At 63.9% G+C, this 17,177-nt stretch carries 19 protein-coding genes and 1 pseudogene; 11 read left to right on the forward strand and 9 right to left on the reverse strand.

The features are described 5' to 3' along the window. The 4 genes from pstB to ACIP0B_RS24560 all read left to right on the forward strand — a co-directional run. Positions 1-648, forward strand: a 648-nt coding sequence (gene pstB / locus ACIP0B_RS24545) for a phosphate ABC transporter ATP-binding protein PstB (RefSeq protein WP_400836812.1), incomplete at its 5' end; no start/stop codon positions are given. 110 nt (positions 649-758) lie between these two features. Next, positions 759-1,520, forward strand: a complete 762-nt coding sequence (gene phoU / locus ACIP0B_RS24550; protein WP_085579093.1) for a phosphate signaling complex protein PhoU — start codon at positions 759-761, stop codon at positions 1,518-1,520. Positions 1,521-1,686: 166 nt separating this feature from the next. Then, positions 1,687-2,646 (forward strand): response regulator, encoded by a 960-nt coding sequence (locus ACIP0B_RS24555; RefSeq protein WP_400836815.1) that lies wholly within the window; start codon positions 1,687-1,689, stop codon positions 2,644-2,646. A gap of 282 nt (positions 2,647-2,928) precedes the next feature. Next, positions 2,929-3,825 (forward strand): peptidoglycan DD-metalloendopeptidase family protein, encoded by an 897-nt coding sequence (locus ACIP0B_RS24560; RefSeq protein WP_400836818.1) that lies wholly within the window; start codon positions 2,929-2,931, stop codon positions 3,823-3,825. Positions 3,826-3,937: 112 nt separating this feature from the next. On the opposite strand, the gene ACIP0B_RS24565 is transcribed toward ACIP0B_RS24560, so the two are convergent. The 3 genes from ACIP0B_RS24565 to phoB all read right to left on the reverse strand — a co-directional run bounded on the left by ACIP0B_RS24565 (position 3,938) and on the right by phoB (position 7,441). After that, entirely contained in the window at positions 3,938-5,278 is a 1,341-nt protein-coding gene (locus ACIP0B_RS24565; RefSeq protein WP_400836821.1) for a hemolysin family protein, read from the reverse strand. A 112-nt stretch (positions 5,279-5,390) separates the two neighbouring features. Next, a complete protein-coding gene (gene phoR, locus ACIP0B_RS24570; RefSeq protein ID WP_400836847.1) occupies positions 5,391-6,677 on the reverse strand; it encodes a phosphate regulon sensor histidine kinase PhoR in 1,287 nt (428 codons plus the stop codon). A 74-nt stretch (positions 6,678-6,751) separates the two neighbouring features. Next, entirely contained in the window at positions 6,752-7,441 is a 690-nt protein-coding gene (phoB, locus tag ACIP0B_RS24575; protein WP_085579082.1) for a phosphate regulon transcriptional regulator PhoB, read from the reverse strand. Positions 7,442-7,590: 149 nt separating this feature from the next. Here phoB and ACIP0B_RS24580 point away from each other — a divergent pair, with 149 nt between their 5' ends. Then, positions 7,591-7,974 (forward strand): hypothetical protein, encoded by a 384-nt coding sequence (locus tag ACIP0B_RS24580; RefSeq protein WP_085706623.1) that lies wholly within the window; start codon positions 7,591-7,593, stop codon positions 7,972-7,974. A gap of 137 nt (positions 7,975-8,111) precedes the next feature. Here the strand turns inward: ACIP0B_RS24580 and ubiA are convergent, their stop codons facing one another. Both ubiA and ACIP0B_RS24590 read right to left on the reverse strand, forming a co-directional pair. Further along, positions 8,112-9,002 carry a 4-hydroxybenzoate octaprenyltransferase gene (gene ubiA, locus ACIP0B_RS24585; protein ID WP_400836824.1) on the reverse strand — a complete coding sequence of 297 codons (891 nt, stop codon included), beginning with the start codon at positions 9,000-9,002 and terminating at the stop codon, positions 8,112-8,114. Next, entirely contained in the window at positions 9,002-9,559 is a 558-nt protein-coding gene (locus tag ACIP0B_RS24590) for a chorismate--pyruvate lyase family protein (RefSeq protein ID WP_400836826.1), read from the reverse strand. Before ACIP0B_RS24590 ends, ubiA begins: the two co-directional genes overlap by 1 nt. Before the next feature lie 200 nt (positions 9,560-9,759). Here ACIP0B_RS24590 and ACIP0B_RS24595 point away from each other — a divergent pair, with 200 nt between their 5' ends. The 3 genes from ACIP0B_RS24595 (at position 9,760) to ACIP0B_RS24605 (ending at position 11,562) form a co-directional block, all read left to right on the forward strand. Continuing rightward, positions 9,760-9,927, forward strand: coding sequence for a rubredoxin (locus ACIP0B_RS24595; RefSeq protein ID WP_085579074.1), 168 nt, complete (start codon positions 9,760-9,762; stop codon positions 9,925-9,927). Positions 9,928-9,947: 20 nt separating this feature from the next. Continuing rightward, complete coding sequence (locus ACIP0B_RS24600) at positions 9,948-11,096, forward strand: NAD(P)/FAD-dependent oxidoreductase (RefSeq protein WP_400836829.1); 1,149 nt, start codon at positions 9,948-9,950, stop codon at positions 11,094-11,096. Positions 11,097-11,286: 190 nt separating this feature from the next. Further along, the gene (locus ACIP0B_RS24605) at positions 11,287-11,562 is read left to right on the forward strand and encodes an HU family DNA-binding protein (RefSeq protein WP_003213368.1); all 276 of its coding nucleotides are present in this window, start codon (positions 11,287-11,289) and stop codon (positions 11,560-11,562) included. A gap of 103 nt (positions 11,563-11,665) precedes the next feature. Here the strand turns inward: ACIP0B_RS24605 and ACIP0B_RS24610 are convergent, their stop codons facing one another. The 4 genes from ACIP0B_RS24610 to ACIP0B_RS24625 form a co-directional block, all read right to left on the reverse strand. After that, positions 11,666-12,610, reverse strand: coding sequence for a phosphatidate cytidylyltransferase (locus ACIP0B_RS24610; protein ID WP_400836832.1), 945 nt, complete (start codon positions 12,608-12,610; stop codon positions 11,666-11,668). Then, positions 12,607-13,206 (reverse strand): lysophospholipid acyltransferase family protein, encoded by a 600-nt coding sequence (locus tag ACIP0B_RS24615; RefSeq protein WP_400836835.1) that lies wholly within the window; start codon positions 13,204-13,206, stop codon positions 12,607-12,609. Before ACIP0B_RS24615 ends, ACIP0B_RS24610 begins: the two co-directional genes overlap by 4 nt. After that, complete coding sequence (locus ACIP0B_RS24620; protein ID WP_400836837.1) at positions 13,193-13,825, reverse strand: CDP-alcohol phosphatidyltransferase family protein; 633 nt, start codon at positions 13,823-13,825, stop codon at positions 13,193-13,195. Before ACIP0B_RS24620 ends, ACIP0B_RS24615 begins: the two co-directional genes overlap by 14 nt. 72 nt (positions 13,826-13,897) lie before the next feature. After that, positions 13,898-14,095 carry a DUF2931 family protein gene (locus ACIP0B_RS24625; RefSeq protein ID WP_400836840.1) on the reverse strand — a complete coding sequence of 66 codons (198 nt, stop codon included), beginning with the start codon at positions 14,093-14,095 and terminating at the stop codon, positions 13,898-13,900. An 833-nt stretch (positions 14,096-14,928) separates the two neighbouring features. Between ACIP0B_RS24625 and tssA the strand changes: the two genes are divergently transcribed. The 3 genes and pseudogenes from tssA to ACIP0B_RS24640 all read left to right on the forward strand — a co-directional run. After that, positions 14,929-16,488, forward strand: a complete 1,560-nt coding sequence (gene tssA / locus ACIP0B_RS24630; protein ID WP_217894440.1) for a type VI secretion system protein TssA — start codon at positions 14,929-14,931, stop codon at positions 16,486-16,488. A gap of 32 nt (positions 16,489-16,520) precedes the next feature. Further along, positions 16,521-17,024 carry a type VI secretion system contractile sheath small subunit gene (gene tssB, locus ACIP0B_RS24635; RefSeq protein ID WP_400836844.1) on the forward strand — a complete coding sequence of 168 codons (504 nt, stop codon included), beginning with the start codon at positions 16,521-16,523 and terminating at the stop codon, positions 17,022-17,024. A gap of 28 nt (positions 17,025-17,052) precedes the next feature. Then, positions 17,053-17,177: pseudogene (locus ACIP0B_RS24640) on the forward strand (type VI secretion system contractile sheath large subunit); the annotation flags it as partial.

Genomic DNA, 17,177 nt, shown 5'->3' on the forward strand with positions numbered 1-17,177 from the left:
GGCCCGTCCGGCTGCGGCAAGTCCACGCTGCTGCGCACCTTCAACCGCATGAACGACCTGGTGGACGGCTGCCGCGTCGAAGGCGCGATCAACCTCTACGGCAACAACATCTACCGCAAGGGCGAGGACGTGGCCGAGCTGCGCCGCCGGGTCGGCATGGTGTTCCAGAAGCCCAACCCGTTCCCCAAGACCATCTACGAGAACGTGGTCTACGGCCTGCGCATCCAGGGCATCAACAAGAAGCGCGTGCTCGACGAAGCGGTCGAGTGGGCGTTGAAGGGCGCGGCCCTGTGGGACGAAGTGAAGGACCGTCTGCATGACTCGGCGCTCGGCCTGTCCGGCGGCCAGCAGCAGCGTCTGGTGATCGCCCGCACCATCGCCGTGGAGCCCGAAGTGCTGCTGCTCGACGAACCGTGCTCGGCCCTCGACCCGATCTCGACCCTGAAGGTCGAAGAGCTGATCTACGAACTGAAATCCAAGTTCACCATCGTCATCGTGACCCACAACATGCAGCAGGCTGCGCGGGTCTCCGACTACACGGCGTTCATGTACATGGGCAAACTGGTGGAGTTCGGCGACACCGACACCCTGTTCACCAATCCGGCGAAGAAGCAGACCGAAGACTACATCACCGGTCGGTACGGCTAGTCGCAGCTGCGAGCCGCACGCTTCAAGCGGCAAGTAAGGGCGGACCGAGTAAAAAACGAAACAGCTTGCAGCTTGTAGCTTGCGGCTCACAGCTTTTGCGGAGCAAAACCATGATTTCGAAGGAAGGTTTAACCCATCACATTTCCGCGCAGTTCAACGCCGAACTGGAAGAAGTGCGCAGCCACCTGCTGGCCATGGGCGGGCTGGTCGAGAAGCAGGTCAACGACGCGGTCACGGCGCTGATCGAGGCCGACTCGGGCCTGGCCCAGCAGGTGCGCGAGATCGACGACCAGATCAACCAGATGGAACGCAACATCGACGAGGAATGCCTGCGCATCCTGGCCCGCCGCCAGCCGGCGGCGTCCGACCTGCGGCTGATCATCAGCATCTCCAAGTCGGTGATCGACCTTGAGCGCATCGGCGACGAAGCGACCAAGATCGCCCGCCGCGCCATCCAGCTGTGCGAAGAGGGCGAGGCGCCGCGCGGCTACGTCGAAGTGCGCCACATCGGCGATCAGGTGCGCAACATGGTGCGCGACGCGCTGGACGCGTTCGCCCGGTTCGACGCCGACCTGGCGCTGTCCGTGGCGCAGTACGACAAGATCATCGACCGCGAGTACAAGACCGCCCTGCGCGAGCTGGCGACCTACATGATGGAAGACCCGCGCTCTATCTCGCGGGTTCTGAGCATCATCTGGGTGCTGCGTTCGCTGGAGCGGATCGGCGACCACGCGCGCAACATCTCGGAGCTGGTGATCTACCTGGTGCGCGGCACCGATGTGCGCCACATGGGCCTCAAGCGCATGAAGGAAGAAGTTGAGGGCACAAGCGGCGAAACCGCTAATGTTCCGGACGAAGCTGACGATAAGTAAGATTGCCCAAGAAGCACGCCCGGTCCTTTGGCCGGGCGTTTTCGTTTGGGGCGCGAATCGAAAAAGCAGCACCCGCGAACGAAAAGTCCCGGCGTGACTGAAAAGTTTTGGCAAAGTGCCATCATTCAAGCGTTATGCTTGCCGGGATTTTTTTTAGGGGTGTTGGATGAGCAAGATCAGTGTGTTGGTCGTGGACGATGCATCGTTCATTCGTGACCTGGTGAAAAAGTGCCTGCGCAATTACTTCCCGGGGATTCGCACCGAGGACGCCATCAACGGGCGCAAGGCCCAGGCCATGCTGGCCAAGGAAGCCTTCGACCTGGTGCTGTGCGACTGGGAAATGCCGGAGATGTCCGGCCTCGAGCTGCTGACCTGGTGCCGTGAGCAGGACAACCTCAAGACCATGCCGTTCATCATGGTCACCAGCCGCGGCGACAAAGAGAACGTGGTGCAGGCGATCCAGGCCGGCGTCACCGGCTACGTCAGCAAGCCGTTCACCAACGAGCAGCTGCTGACCAAGGTCAAGCAGGCGCTGAACAAGGTCGGCAAGCTCGACACCCTGATGAACAGCGCGCCGACCAAGATGAACTCGGCGTTCGGCAACGACTCCCTGAGCGCACTGACCGGCGGCAAGCCGGCCGTGGTCGGCGGCGCCCCGGCCGCCGCGCCTGCGGTCAATCCGTTCGCCAAGCCTGCCGCAGCGCCGGCGCCGGCGGCCGCCGCGCCGTCCCGTGGCCTGCTCAACAGCGCCCCGGCGCCCAAGCCCGCTGCTGCGGCCGCACCGGCCAGCGGCCGTGGCCAAGGCCAACTGCGCCTGCCGAGCGGCACCCAGCAGTGCGTGATCAAGGCCCTGAGCATCAAGGAAGCGCTGTTGGTGGTCAAACGCACCGACAACCTGCCGCAGATCCTCGACAGCGCCGTGCTCGACCTGGAGCAGGGCGAGAACGCCGAAACCGCGCGCCTCAACGGCTACCTGCACGCCGTCGTCGCCCACGAGCCGAAGCCCGACAGCGACTGGCTGCAGCTGACCTTCCGTTTCGTCGACCAGGACGCGCAGAAGCTCGACTACCTCTCCCGCCTGATCGCCCGCGGCACGGCGCAGAAGCACTTCGTTCCGGGCGCCTGACCGTCCGTCTGCGCGGGCAAGTCGAAGCGTCGTCCTGTCGCTCCCACCGTTTCTTGCGGGAGCCACTGCCTTGCTGTGCGTGGGCTGACGCCATCGCCAGCAGGCTGGCTCCCACAGGGGCGCTGCACCAAAGCCCCTGTGGGAGCGAGCCTGCTCGCGATGGCGTCATTGAATGCGCCGCCCATCTCCCCCCTGTGCCACATTTGAAACATCTGTCGGCTAGCCTGGTCTGTCTCAGCTGCTAGGCTCACTTCCAGGCCTTCCTCGACAGAACGTTCGCCCATGCCCCTGCGCCTGCTGTTTTTCTGTGGTCTGTTCATGGCCTCCACCTCGACCGTGGCCATGACGATCTACAAATCCACCGATGCCAACGGAGTGGTCTCGTACAGCGACCGCCCGAGCAAAGGCTCACAGGTGTTCGTCTTTCAGGACCGGATGGTCGAGCACCTGGAGCGCCAGGTGTACTTGGACATCAAGAAGCAGAAGGGCGTGGACGTGGTGTTCGTGCGCAACGACCTGTACGCGCCGGTGGAGGTGGCCCTGGCGTTTACCGGCATGAGCAACGTGCGTGGCGCCCCGGCGCAAACGATCCGCCGGGTGCTGCCGGCGCGCAGCAATACCCGGTTGGCGTTGCTGACGGCGGTGTCCGGCGGCAAGCCGCTGGTGTACACGCCGATGTTCCATTATTCCCTGGGCGACCCTGCCGGCGCAGCGCAGAGCTATCGCTATCCGTTTCCCTGGCGCGGCGGGCCGTTCCGCCTAAGCCAAGGTGCCAATGGCGACTACAGCCACTTCGGGCCGAAGAACAGATACGCCATGGACATCGCCATGCCGGTGGGGACGCCGATCATCGCGGCGCGGGCGGGTGTGGTGGTGAAGACCGAGAATTCCCAGAACGGGCGCGGCACCGATCCATCCGGTAATTTTGTGCGGATCCTGCACGATGACGGCACCATGGGCGTGTACCTGCACCTCAAGCAAGGTTCGGTGAACGTGCGGGAAGGGCAGCGGGTGACCGTGGGCAGCCCGCTGGGGCTCTCGGGCAATACCGGCAACAGCAGTGGCCCGCATTTGCACTTCGTGGTGCAGCGCAATACGGGGGAGGGGCTGGTGTCGATTCCCTATCAGTTCAAGCAACCGCTGGGCGCGCTGCCCAACTTTGCGTTGGGCAAACAGTGAAGCGCTGAGGATTCAGCTTGAAAGGCCCTGTGGCGAGGGAGCTTGCTCCCGCTGGACTGCGCAGCAGTCCCGCTTCAGGGAAGCAAGCGCCTTCGCCACAATAAAACCCGCATCAGTCCAGCATCAGCACCTTGGCCAGAATGATCTTCGGCCCTTTCATCTTCTTGATGATGATCCGCAGGCCTTCCACCTCCAGCACCTCTTCCTCTTCCGGCACCCGTTTGAGGGTTTCGTAGACCAGGCCGGCCAGGGTTTCCGCCTCGATGTGGTCAAGGTCGATGCCCAGCAGGCGCTCGACCTTGAACAGCGGCGTGTCGCCGCGCACCAGCAGCTTGCCCGGCTGGTAGGCGAGGATGCCGCGCTCGGCCTTGCGGTGTTCGTCCTGGATGTCGCCCACCAGCACTTCCAGCACGTCTTCCATGGTCAGGTAGCCGATGATGTTGCCGTCGGCCTCCTCGACCACGGCGAAGTGCGAGCCGCCCTTGCGGAACTGCTCCAGCAGCTGCGACAGCGGCATGTGCCGCGACACGCGCTCCAGCGGGCGGGTCAGTTCGGCAAGGTTGAACGACTCCGGAATGTGATCCAGCGCCGCCAGCTCCAGCAGCAGGTCCTTGATGTGCAGCAGGCCGACGAACTCCTGGCGCTCGCTGTCGTACACCGGGTAGCGGCTGAACTTGTGGCGGCGGAACAGCGCGAGGATTTCCTTGAGCGGAGCGTTGAACTCCAGGGTGATCAGGTCTTCCCGGGAGTTGGCCCAGTCCACCACCTCCAGCTCGCCCAGTTCGACCGCCGACGCCAGCACGCGCATGCCCTGGTCGCTCGGGTCCTGGCCGCGGCTGGAGTGCAGGATCAGCTTCAGTTCTTCGCGGCTGTAGTGATGCTCATGGTGCGGGCCGGGCTCGCCTTGGCCGGCGATGCGCAGGATGGCGTTGGCGCTGGCGTTGAGCAGGTAGATCGCCGGGTACATGGCCCAGTAGAACAGGTACAGCGGCACCGCCGTCCACAGCGACAGCAGCTCGGGCTTGCGGATCGCCCAGGACTTGGGCGCGAGTTCGCCGACCACGATGTGCAGGTAGGAAATGATGAAGAACGCGGTGAAGAACGAGATCGCCTTGACGACCTCGGCCGACTGCACGCCGACGGCGCTGAGCACCGGCTCCAGCAGGTGCGCGAACGCCGGCTCGCCGACCCAGCCCAGGCCCAGGGAGGCGAGGGTGATGCCCAGTTGGCAGGCCGAGAGGTACGCATCGAGCTGACTGTGCACGGTGCGCAGGATGTGGCCGCGCCAGCCGTGCTGCTCGGCGATGGCCTCGACCCGGGTCGAGCGCAGCTTGACCATGGCGAACTCCGCCGCAACGAAGAAGCCGTTGAGCAGGACCAGGATCAGAGCGAAGAGAATCATGCCGAAGTCGGCGAAAATGGTTGCGAGGGACAAGCCAGGGGAAGGGTCCATGATGGGGTTTTGCGGGTTCCGTGTGATTCGAAAAATGAGAAGAAACGCACCTGAAAGGGCAGGCGCAAGTCAGCCAATGTAGCGGCTGACCGGGCGATTGCCTAGTGCGGCCTTACTCGGCGGCGCTGACGGTGCGCGGGCGGGCCGTCTGGGCCGGGGCGAAATGGCAGGTGAACGTGCTGCCGTGGCCGGGCACGCTGCTGATCTCCATGCGGGCGCGGTGGCGCAGCAGCACGTGCTTGACGATGGCCAGGCCCAGGCCGGTGCCGCCGGTGTTGGAGTTGCGGCTGGAGTCGACGCGGTAGAAGCGTTCGGTCAGGCGCGGCAGGTGCTTGTTGTCGATGCCGATCCCGGAGTCCTGCACGCTCAGGTGCGCGCCTTGCTCGTCGCCCCACCAGCGGATGCGGATGTTGCCTTCGGCCGGGGTGTATTTCACGGCGTTGAACACCAGGTTGGAGAAGGCGCTGCGCAGTTCCGCCTCGCTGCCCTTGAGCAGGATCCCGCCGTCCGCCTCCAGGCTGATGCGCTGGTTCTTGCTGCCCGACAGCTGCTGCGCGTCGCTCTTGATCGATTGAAGCAATGCATCGATCTGCACGGGGTGATTGTCCGACGGGTAATCGGTGGCCTCCAGCTTGGCCAGCAACAGCAGGTCGTTGAGCAGGGTCTGCATGCGTCCGCCCTGTTGCTGCATCTGCTGCAACGCACGGCCCCAGCGCGGGTTCACCTCCTCGACGTTGTCGAGCAGGGTCTCCAGGTAGCCGCAGATCACCGTCAGCGGCGTGCGCAGTTCGTGGGAGACGTTGGCGATGAAGTCCTTGCGCATCTGCTCCAGCTGATGGATACGGGTGACGTCGCGCACCAGCATCAAGTGCTCGTTGTTGCCGTAGCGGGTGATGTACAGCTGGATGCGCAGGCGGTCGTTGGTCGGCGAGGGGATTTCCAGCGGCTCGGCGTAGCTGTCCTGCTCGAAGTATTCCTTGAAGCGCGGATGGCGCACCAGGTTGGTCACCGGTTGGCCACTGTCCTGCGGGGTCTTGAGGCCGAGCAGGGTCTCGGCGGCGCGGTTCCACCACTCAAGGTTGCCTTCGCTGTCGAGCATGACCACCGCGTCCTTCAGGGCAGCGGTGGATTCCTGTACGCGGTCGATCACCGCCTGCAGGCGTCCGCGCACCCGTTGGTCGCGGCGCTGCAGGTGGTAGATGCTGTCGAACACCTCGCCCCACAGGCCGTAGCCGTCGGGCGGCGCTTCGTCGGGTTGGTGCAGGCGCAGCCATTCGTGCAGGCGCAGCAGCTGCTTGAGCGTCCAGGCCAGGTACAGCCCCAGGCCCGCGGCGAGGCTCCAGCCGTAGTAACCGGTGATCAGGCCGATCACCAGGCAGGCGGTGACCAGCAACAGCATGTGGCGAATCAGGGTGCCATGCCAGTTTTGGTTCACGGGGAATGCGGTCCTTGTCTGCGGGGCTGGCGGTGGGCTCAGGCCTTGGTGGAGAACCGGTAGCCGGTGCCGCGCACAGTTTGCACCAGATTTTCGTAGGCATCGCCGAGGGCCTTGCGCAGGCGCCGGATGTGCACGTCGACGGTGCGCTCCTCGACATAGACGTTGCCGCCCCAGACCTGATCCAGCAACTGCCCGCGGGTGTAGGCGCGTTCCTGGTGGGTCATGAAGAACTGCAGCAGGCGGTATTCGGTGGGGCCCATCTCGGCCGGGCGGCCGTCGATGGTCACGCGGTGGCTGATCGGGTCGAGCAGCAGGCCGCCGACCTCGATCGGCGCTTCGCCGTCGGTGGGGCCTGCGCGGCGCAGCACGGCCTTCAGGCGCGCCACCAGTTCGCGGGGGGAGAACGGCTTGGTGATGTAGTCGTCGGCGCCGACTTCCAGGCCCTGGATCTTGTTGTCCTCTTCGCCCTTGGCGGTGAGCATGATGATCGGGATGTCCCCGGTCAGCTCGTCGCGCTTGAGGCGCCGCGCCAGTTCGATGCCGGAGGTGCCGGGCAGCATCCAGTCGAGCAGGATCAGGTCCGGCTTGCGGTCGACGATGATGGCGTGGGCCTGCTGCGAGTTCTCGGCCTCAAGGCAGTCGTAGCCGGCCATTTCCAACGCCACGGCGATCATCTCGCGGATGGGCGCTTCGTCGTCGACGATCAGAATGTTCCTGCCAACCATGCCTTAATCCTCTTGTCATTTAACTGTCGTGCGCCGCATTAGATAACGGAATTATTGCAGTCGTGTGACAGTATTCGGCGCCCGGCGATTGTGCAAATCCTGGACTAAGCTCTGGGTTCGAATCCTGACAACCACAAAAGAAGGTTTCCATGACTCAGACGACTGTTTCTTTCAAGGCGCTGCTGATGGCTGCCGCACTCGCACTGCCGGGCCTCGCCATGGCGGCCGAGCCGGCCATGATGAAGGACGGCATGATGGTCGACCACAAAGGCATGACCGTCTACACGTTCGACAAGGACGCCGGCGGCAAGTCGATGTGCAACGGCGACTGCGCCAAGAACTGGCCACCGATGATGGCGCCGGCGGGGGCCAAGGCCGAAGGCAAGTGGACGGTCATCAAGCGCGACGACGGCATGATGCAGTACGCCTACGACGGCAAGCCGCTGTACACCTTCGTGAAGGATGAAAAGCCCGGGGAAATGAAGGGCGACGGCATGAAGGACGTGTGGCACGTGGTGCACGAGCACAAGTGACCGTTTGATCTTTTCCCTCTGTGGAACCCTGTGGGAGCGGGCTTGCCCGCGAAGGCGTCGGGTCAGTCGACAGATCCGTTGACTGATGCGCCGCCATCGCGAGCAGGCTCGCTCCCGCAGTCGTTCTTCGCGGCGGCTCAGCGCAGCGCGTAATCCAGCACGATCCCGATGAAGATCGCCATCCCCGCCCAGTGGTTGTGCAGGAACGCCTTGAAGCACTTCATCCGGTCGCGGTCTCGGGTAAACCAGAATTCCCAGGCGAAGCAGCCGGCGGCCGCCAGCAGGCCGAGGTGGAACCACAGGCCCAGCCCGAACTTCGAACCGGCCAGCAGCAGGCAACCCAGCGCCAGCCCCTGCAAGGTCAGGATGATCGCCCGGTCGGCATCGCCGAACAGGATCGCCGTGGACTTCACGCCGATCTTCAGGTCGTCGTCGCGGTCCGTCATCGCGTAATAGGTGTCGTAGCCCACGGTCCACAGCAGGTTGGCGATCCACAGCAGCCACGCGGTCGCGGGCAGCTCGCCGGTCTCGGCGGTGAACGCCATCGGCATCCCCCAGGAGAACGCCGCGCCCAGCACCACCTGCGGGTAATAGGTGTAGCGCTTCATGAACGGATAGGTGAACGCCAGCGCCAGGCCGCCCAGCGACAGCCATACCGTGGCGGCGTTGGTGCACAGCACCAGCAGGAAACTCACGCCCATCAGCAGGGCGAAGAACGCCAGCGCTTCCTTGGAGCTGATCCTGCCGGCGGCCAGCGGGCGCTCCGCGGTGCGTTTGACGTGGCCGTCGACCTTGCGGTCGGCCCAGTCGTTGATCACGCAGCCGCCGGCGCGGGTCAGCACCACGCCGAGGACGAAAATCACGATGTTGGCCAGCGACGGCGACCCCTTGCCGGCGATCCACAGGGCCCACAGCGTCGGCCACAGCAGCAGGTAGATGCCGATCGGCTTGTCCATGCGGGTCAGCTGGATGAAGTCCCAGGCCCGCGGGTTCAAGCGGTTCAGGGACTTGAGCAGGCTCTGGTACATCAGCGGTTCTCCGGTTCGGCGGTGGCGGCCCACAGGCTCGGCAGGAAGACTTCCGCCACCAGCACGCTCAGCGCGCCGCGGTCGAAGCGCGAGCGGCGGCCCCACAGTCCGGGCACGCGGCACTCCGCAGGCAGCCACTGCTCAGGATAGCGGCAGACTTCGATGGCGCGCCGGCTGAAGGCGTGGTCGCAGAACAGCAGCTCGCCCAGGGAGCGGCTGCCCAGTTCGTCCATGTGCAGGCCGTCGCCCTGCAAGGCGCTGCGCGAGGCCACGCTGCGGGCGAACACCCAGGCCTCGCCGTGGCCGCGCAAGTAAACCTCGCGCACCCAGCCTTCGCTGCCCTCGGCCAGGTCCAGCGCCGCGCACTCGTCGGCGCGCAGGGGCTGCCAGCCTTCGAACAGCGGGGTGATGCTGAAGCCGCCGTCGGACAGGCCGGTCAGGCGGCGGGTCAGGGAGCCTTCGTCGAACAGCCAGTCAAGGACCTTCGGGGCGGGGAGGGGCATCAACTGCGTTTGCGCCAGCCAGAGCGGGGCCGGGCGGGATTCTGTGGGTTGCACAATGAGTCGTTTTTGGCCGCAAATGAGGCGGCGAGCTTACCATGGCAGGCGGCGATATTGATTGATCCGGGTCGCCATTGCGCCGAACAGGCTTGCATCTGCCCGGCACCCCCAGTACAAAACGCCCTGAGCCGGAGGGCAGCGCGACACCATCGACCCTCTGCGCCGACACACGCCTGACCCCCTGAGGAAGCACCTGAATGAAGAAGTGGCAATGTATCGTCTGCGGCCTGATCTACAACGAAGCCGAAGGCTGGCCGGATGACGGTATCGCGGCGGGCACCCGCTGGGAAGACGTGCCCGAAGACTGGCTCTGCCCGGATTGCGGCGTCGGTAAGACGGACTTTGAAATGATCGAAATCAACTGAGAAAACACAAGGAGTAGGGCATGAACGCACCTGTAGTGATCATCGGCACCGGGCTGGCCGGCTACAACCTGGCCCGAGAGTTTCGCAAGCTCGATGGCGACACCCCGCTGCTGCTGATTACCGCCGATGACGGCCGTTCCTACTCCAAGCCGATGCTCTCCACCGGGTTCGGCAAGAACAAGGACGCCGACGGCCTGAGCATGGCCGAACCGGGCGACATGGCCGAGCTGCTCAAGGCCGAAGTGCGCACCCACACCCGCATCAGCGGCATCGACCCCGGCCACAAGCGCCTGTGGATCGGCGAGGAGGCGGTCGAGTACCGCGACCTGATCCTCGCCTGGGGCGCCGAGACCGTGCGCGTGCCGATCGCCGGCGATGCGGCGGACCGGGTGTTCCCGATCAACGACCTCGAAGACTACGCGCGTTTCCGTGCCGCCGTGGACGGCAAGCGCCGGGTGCTGCTGCTCGGGGCCGGGCTGATCGGCTGCGAATTCGCCAACGACCTGATCCTGGGCGGTTACGAGGTGCAAGTGGTTGCGCCGTGCGAACAGGTCATGCCGACCCTGCTGCACCCGGCCGCCGCCGCAGCCGTGCAGGCGGGGCTCGAAGGCCTCGGTGCGCGTTTCCACCTAGGTCCGGTGCTGGCCCGCCTGCAGAAGGTCGCGGACGGCCTGGAGGCGCACCTGTCCGACGGCCAGGTGATCGCCTGCGACGCCGTGGTCTCGGCCATCGGCCTGCGCCCGCGGATCGACCTGGCGGCGGCCGCCGGGCTGCAGGTCAACCGCGGTGTGACGGTCGACCGCCAGCTCAGGACGTCCCACGCCAACATTTACGCCCTGGGCGACTGCGCCGAGGTCGATGGGCTGAATCTTCTGTACGTGATGCCCCTCATGAGCTGTGCGAGAGCGCTGGCGCAGACCCTCAACGGCAACCCGACGGCGGTCAGCTACGGGCCGATGCCGATCACCGTGAAGACCCCCGTCTGCCCGCTGGTGGTGTCCCCGCCGCCACGGGGCCGCGAGGGCGTGTGGACGGTCGAGGGGCAGGGCGCCGACGTCAAAGCGCTGTGCCATGACGGCGAAGGCCAACTGCTGGGTTACGCCCTGACCGGCGCGGCCGTGACCGAAAAACTCGCCCTGAACAAACAACTTCCGGCCCTGCTGGCGTAAATACCGGTCGTTCTGTCGGAATCACCCCGCTTTTGCCCCCACAAAGGTCGCGGGGAGACTGGCGCCGCCCCGAACCGCGTGCCATCCTCACTCCCGTCTGCCGCAGCGTAGAGCCTGCGGCGCCTTGGGCGCTGTTCCAACGAGGACAGCACGGACATAACAACAAAAAACCGTCAAAGGGGCTTCACTAATGCGTAAACCAGAACTCGCCGCCGCCATCGCAGAAAAAGCGGATCTGACCAAAGAGCAGGCCAACCGCGTCCTCAATGCCGTTCTCGAAGAAATCACCGGCGCCCTGCACCGCAAGGACAGCGTCACCCTCGTGGGCTTCGGCACCTTCCTGCAACGCCACCGCGGTGCCCGCACCGGCAAGAACCCGCAAACCGGCGAACCGGTGAAGATCAAGGCCAGCAACACCGTGGCGTTCAAGCCAGGCAAGTCGTTGAAGGACAGCGTCAATCCGTAATTGAAGTGCGCCCCCGGGATGAGCGGGGGGGCCGCAGTGAAAAAAGGGCATCACGACCAGGTCGGATGCCCTTTTTTGTGCCCGGCGCAAGGGACGGTGCGGGTCAGGCCGAATAGAAATAGCGGGTCAGGTGGAAGAAGATCGGCGCCGCGAAGCAGATCGAGTCCATCCGGTCGAGCATGCCGCCGTGGCCCTTGATCATCGTGCCCCAGTCCTTGGCGCTCAGGCTGCGCTTGATCGCGGACATGACCAGGCCACCGAGAAAGCCCATGGTCACGATGACCAGCGACATCAGCAGCGCTGCCCAGAAGCTGAACGGCGTCATCCAGAACATGCAGCCGCCGATCAGCGTGGCCGACAGGCCGCCCCCGATCAGGCCTTCCACGGTCTTCGACGGGCTCACCAGCGGCGCGACCCTGCGTTTGCCGAACAGCTTGCCGAACACGTACTGCAGGACATCGCTCATCTGCACCACGAAGACCAGATAGAACAGCAACAGGGCGTTCTGACCCTGAAAGCCTTGCAGATCCAGCAGCAACAGCGCCGGCGCGTGGCTGATGCAGTAGATGCAGATCATCACCCCCCACTGGATCTTCGCCGTGCGCTCCAGAAAGCCTTCGGTGTCCTGGCTCAGGACGGCAATCGCCGGCAGCAGCAGGAACGCATACACCGGCACCAGCAACGTGAACATCGAGTACCAGTGCGTGCCGATCAGCAGGTATTGCAGGGGGATCAAGATGAAAAACGCCGAGAACAGCGCGTTGTGGTCACCCAGTGCGGTGGGCGTCAGCGTGATGAACTCGCGCAGTGCGAACAGGGAAATGAAGCCGAACAGCACGACCGTGGCGTTGGGCCCGAGCAGCCAGGACACGAAGAAAACGATGACCATCCCCCACCAGGCATTCACCCGCTGGTTGAGGTTTTCGATGGTCGCCACCGAGCTTTCGGAGGTGGCCCGCCGGGCCAGGACGCTCCCGGTGAGCGAAGCCACGGCCAGCAGGCAGGCGATGGCCGCGAAGAACCAGAGGAATTTGGTTTCCAGACTCATTTCGACAACCTCACGATGGCATCGCGTGCGCGTTCGAGGAACGCCTGCTTTTCTTCGCCGGCGAGGCGTGGCAGCGGATCGCCGATGCGGATTGTGCAGATGATCGGCAGCGGCACGTGTTTGCCCTTCGGCATCGAGCGGTGCAGGTTCTCCAGATAGATCGGCACCAGGTCGACCTCGGGAAACGTCTCGGCCAGCCGGAAGATGCCGGATTTGAAGGGGCCCGGCAGCGGCTGGGTGGAGCGGGTGCCCTCAGGGAAAATGATGATCGAGTGTCCGGCCCGCACCACGTCGAAAATCGGCTCCAGCACATTGCTGCCCGGCGCCGGGTTGCGCTCGATCAGCACGGCGTTCAGGACGGTTTGGGAAATGTAGGACAGAAAGCGGTTCTTGCCCCAGTAGTCGGCGGCCGCCACAGGCTTCACATCGCGCCGGGCCTGCGCGGGCAGCGCAGCGATGATCGCCAGGGTGTCCATGTGGCTGGTGTGGTTGGCGAAGTAGATCCGCTGGCGGGTGAGGTCCGGCGGGCTTTCCCAGCGGGCCGTCACGCCGATCAGGAATCGCAGCAGCGAAATCAGCGCATTACTGATCCACATGGGCATTCCCCTTCAGTTGCTTGGAGATGGCCAGCGTCCGCGTGACGCAGGTGGCGACCGAACCGATGGCGATGATCAGCAATGCGATCAACAGAACATGATGGGTGCCGTAAACGCTGGTTTCGAACACGTTCAACAGCAGCGCCACGGTCATCACCGCCATGCGGTGCTGCTTGGCCATGGGCCCCATGAAGCTTTGCTTGAGCCCGAGGGCGCCGCCGAATACCCGCACATAAGCGGTCAGCGCCGCCGCCAGTGCCGCAAACCAGCCAAGCTCCGCTTGGCCAATGGCGTAACCCAGCCCGACGATCAACAGGCTGTCCGCCACCCGGTCGGGAAACTCGTTGTACAGGCTGCCGATCGCCGACTGCTTGCCGCCTTCGATGGCCACCATTCCGTCGAACAGGTTGCACAACAAGCGCAGTTGAATGCCGATGATGCAGAAAATCGAGCCGGCCACGCCGTTGTCGATCCACAGCGTCAGCGCGCCGAAGAGCGCGAAAAGCATGCTGACGACGGAAATCTGATTCGGCGAGATGTCCCGCTTCACCAGGCTTTCGGTGACACGCTTTGCCCAGCCGGCCGACCGTGTCTTGATGGGCCTTCGGTTTTCATCCATTTGCCGATGTCCTTGTAGGTGCTGCGTTGCGAAAACGGTTGTGGGGCGTTGACGGTATTCGACTGATTTTAGTTACCGGGAACCGTAGGGGATGCCGAATTTTTCTACGCAGGCTTTGGACTCTTCCTGGAAAAAGCAATATTCGCGCGCCTTGCCCATGTGCGGGCCGAGGGGGACAACGCTGGCCTGTTCGCGGGTGACCTCAATTGCCTGAAGGCAGGGGTCGGTGATCCAGACTTTGACGATGCCGCCGGGGGCGAGTCCGACCACTGCAAGGCGTAAAGGCCGCCGACCCTTTCGGTGCCGTCGAACGCCAGCACCTGGAAGTCATGGCGGACGCCGGGAATGTGCAGCGTGACGGCGGCGGAATTGACAGTTTCAGACATGCGCGTGTCCCTGGATCGCGGGGAAAACCGGCGTGGTGTCGAAACCGTCCCTGGCCAGCGCACGCCGATGTTTGGCTGCACGCTAACAAGGCGTGAAACATGTTTATGTAAGAAGTGTCCGGGGGTTGAGTCAGACCGATCCGTGTTTCAAAGTGTGGGCCCGGTTTGAGGATCGAGCTGTAGGAAGAGTGATGGCTGGATATTGATTCGATGCATGGGACCCCTTTTGGGGAAGGCCTTTGGAACTAGTGGATATATAGGGTGCCATCATGATGATGGCACTTTTATTGTTCCCAGTGGGTTCTCACCAATTGTTCATAGATGCCGTCCCATTTTCAGAACCTTCCTACTTCATTTTTTTTCCGGATTTGTCATGCTTTCCGCCCTTACTTGTGGAACGAACGTGCAGCTGTCCGGTGGCTGTTTCACGGGCCGCTCTAGGTCGATGGTTTCGGCAGGGAGCGAGGTAAACACGGAATATAAACAGGCATCAGGGAAACCCCTGTGCCATATAGGGCAATCTCTTACAGAGCCCAATGAACACTTCGTCTTGTTGTTTAATCGGATGCTTGCTAGTGGCCATCATAGTGATTACGATGCGCGCACTTGAAAGAGCTGAAACTCAATTGGATGAGTCGCTTCACCGCTCTTCGATACTGTCCCGCGCCGCTGCCATTCCAATGGGCGCACGACCGTAATCCAAACTAAAGGCCATGGATGTCCTACTCGAGCAAACTTTCCGCCCATTACCTCGAACTCGCTAAAGTCTCTGTTTCCAAAGAGAATTTTGCGGGCGAAGACGTTCGCTTCTCGAGCGAATTCGAGGCGCTGGAAAGCGAGCTGGCCAAGGCTTCGTCGATGCACGAAAGCGGCCAGGTCGACTGGCTCAAAATCCGCGAAAACAGCGAAACCCTCCTGCGCACCCAGTCCAAGGATCTGCGGGTCGGCGCCTGGCTGACGTGGTCGCTGTACCAGCGTGAATCCTTCCCCGGCCTGCTCGCCGGCCTCGGTCTGCTGCACCATCTGTCGGAAAACAACTGGGCCGACATCCACCCGCTCAAGCCCCGCACCCGGGCCGCCGCCATCGGCTGGCTGGTGCCGCGGCTGGAGCAGGTCATCACCGAAAACGTCGCGATCAAGGAACAGCTGCCGATGTTCCGGCGCCTGTCCGAACACCTGGACGGCCTCGACGCCGCCTGCAGCCAGCACCTGGGCGACGACGCGCCGCTGCTGCTGCCGGTCAGCCGCCGGCTGAAGACCATGATCCAGCGCGCCGCCGACAACCAGCCGGAACCCGGCGTGGTCGGCGCGGCGGTGGCCCAGGTCAAGCAGGCGGCCACCCAGCTGTTCACCCCCGGCGCGCCGATCGACAACGAGAAAGAGGCCTACAAGGCCTTGCGCGCCCAGCAGGAGAGCGCCCGTCCGTTGTGCGCCTGGTGGCTCAAGCAGAAGGCCACCGACCTGCGCGCCCTGCGCCTGAACCGCACGCTGCTGTGGCTGCCGATCGACGCGGTGCCCGAGCGCAACGCCGAGCAGATCACCGTGCTGCGCAACCTGCCGACGGACAAGCTCAAGGCCTATCAGGACCGTTTCGACCAGGGCAAGTACGCCGACCTGCTGGTGGAACTGGAGGCGAGCCTGGCGAAGGCGCCGTTCTGGTTCGACGGCCAGCGGATGGTCTGGGAATGCCTGCAGAACCTCAACGCCGAAATGGCCATGCGCGAAGTGGAGATCCACTTCGCGCTTTTGGTTCAGCGCCTGCCCGGCATCGTCGAGCTGCGTTTCCACGACGGCGTGCCGTTCGCCGATCCGGCCACCCGCGCCTGGATCGCCGCCAACGTCATGCCGCACCTGCAGAGCGCCAGCGCGCCGCGCAAGGTCGAGGCCGAGGTCGAGACCCAGCCGGCCTGGGAAAAGGCCCTCGAAGAGGTGATGCCGATCCTGCGCAAGGAAGGCCTGAAGGCCGCCGTGCAGATCCTCAAGCAAGGCCTGCAGGCCGCCCACGGCGGACGGGTGCGCTTCTTCTGGCAGTTCGCCCTGGCGCGCCTGTGCTTCATGGCCAAGAAGTACGAACTGGCCAAGAACCAGCTCGAAACCCTCGATCAGACACTACAGGACTCAGGCCTGCACGCCTGGGAGCCCGATCTTGCGCTGGAAGTGCTGCACCTGCTGCACAGTTGCTGCGAGCTGATGCCGCAGAACCATGCCGTACGTGAACGCAAGGATGAGATTTATCGCAGGCTGTGCCACCTCGACCTCGAAGTGGTACTCGAATAGGCCCCAGGGCCACAACCGCAAGGAGAAAAGCCATGGCCAAAGAAGGCTCGGTAGCCCCCAAGGAACGCATCAACGTCACCTTCAAACCCGCCACCGGCGGTGCTCAGGAAGAGATTGAACTGCCGCTGAAACTGCTGGCGATCGGTGACTACACCCACCGCAAGGACGAGCGCAAGATCGAGGATCGCAAGCCGATCAGCATCGACAAGATGACCTTCGACGAGGTGCTGGCCAAGCAGGAGCTGAGCCTGACCCTGAGCGTGCCGAACCGTCTGCAGGAAGACGGCGAAGCCGACGAGCTGGCCGTGCAGCTGCGCGTCAACTCCATGAAGGACTTCAACCCGGCCAGCCTGGTCGAGCAAGTGCCTGAACTGAAAAAGCTGATGGAACTGCGCGATGCGCTGGTGGCCCTCAAAGGCCCGCTGGGCAACGCCCCTGCGTTCCGTAAAGCCATCGAAGGCGTGCTCGCCGACGACGAATCCCGCGGTCGCGAACTCGGTGAGCTGGGCCTGAACGCAGCAGCCCCGGACGCCTGAGACTCCAGCAGCCAAGGAAGCCTACACAATGAGCACTAGCGCAGCACAACAGAACGCCGCCGAGAACGGCGAATACAGCATCCTCGACAGCATCATCGCCGAGACCCGCCTGACGCCTGACGACGAAGCCTTCGAAATCGCCATGCGCGGTGT

The organism is Pseudomonas sp. NPDC089534 (assembly GCF_044749305.1).
Classification (GTDB): domain Bacteria; phylum Pseudomonadota; class Gammaproteobacteria; order Pseudomonadales; family Pseudomonadaceae; genus Aquipseudomonas; species Aquipseudomonas ekonensis.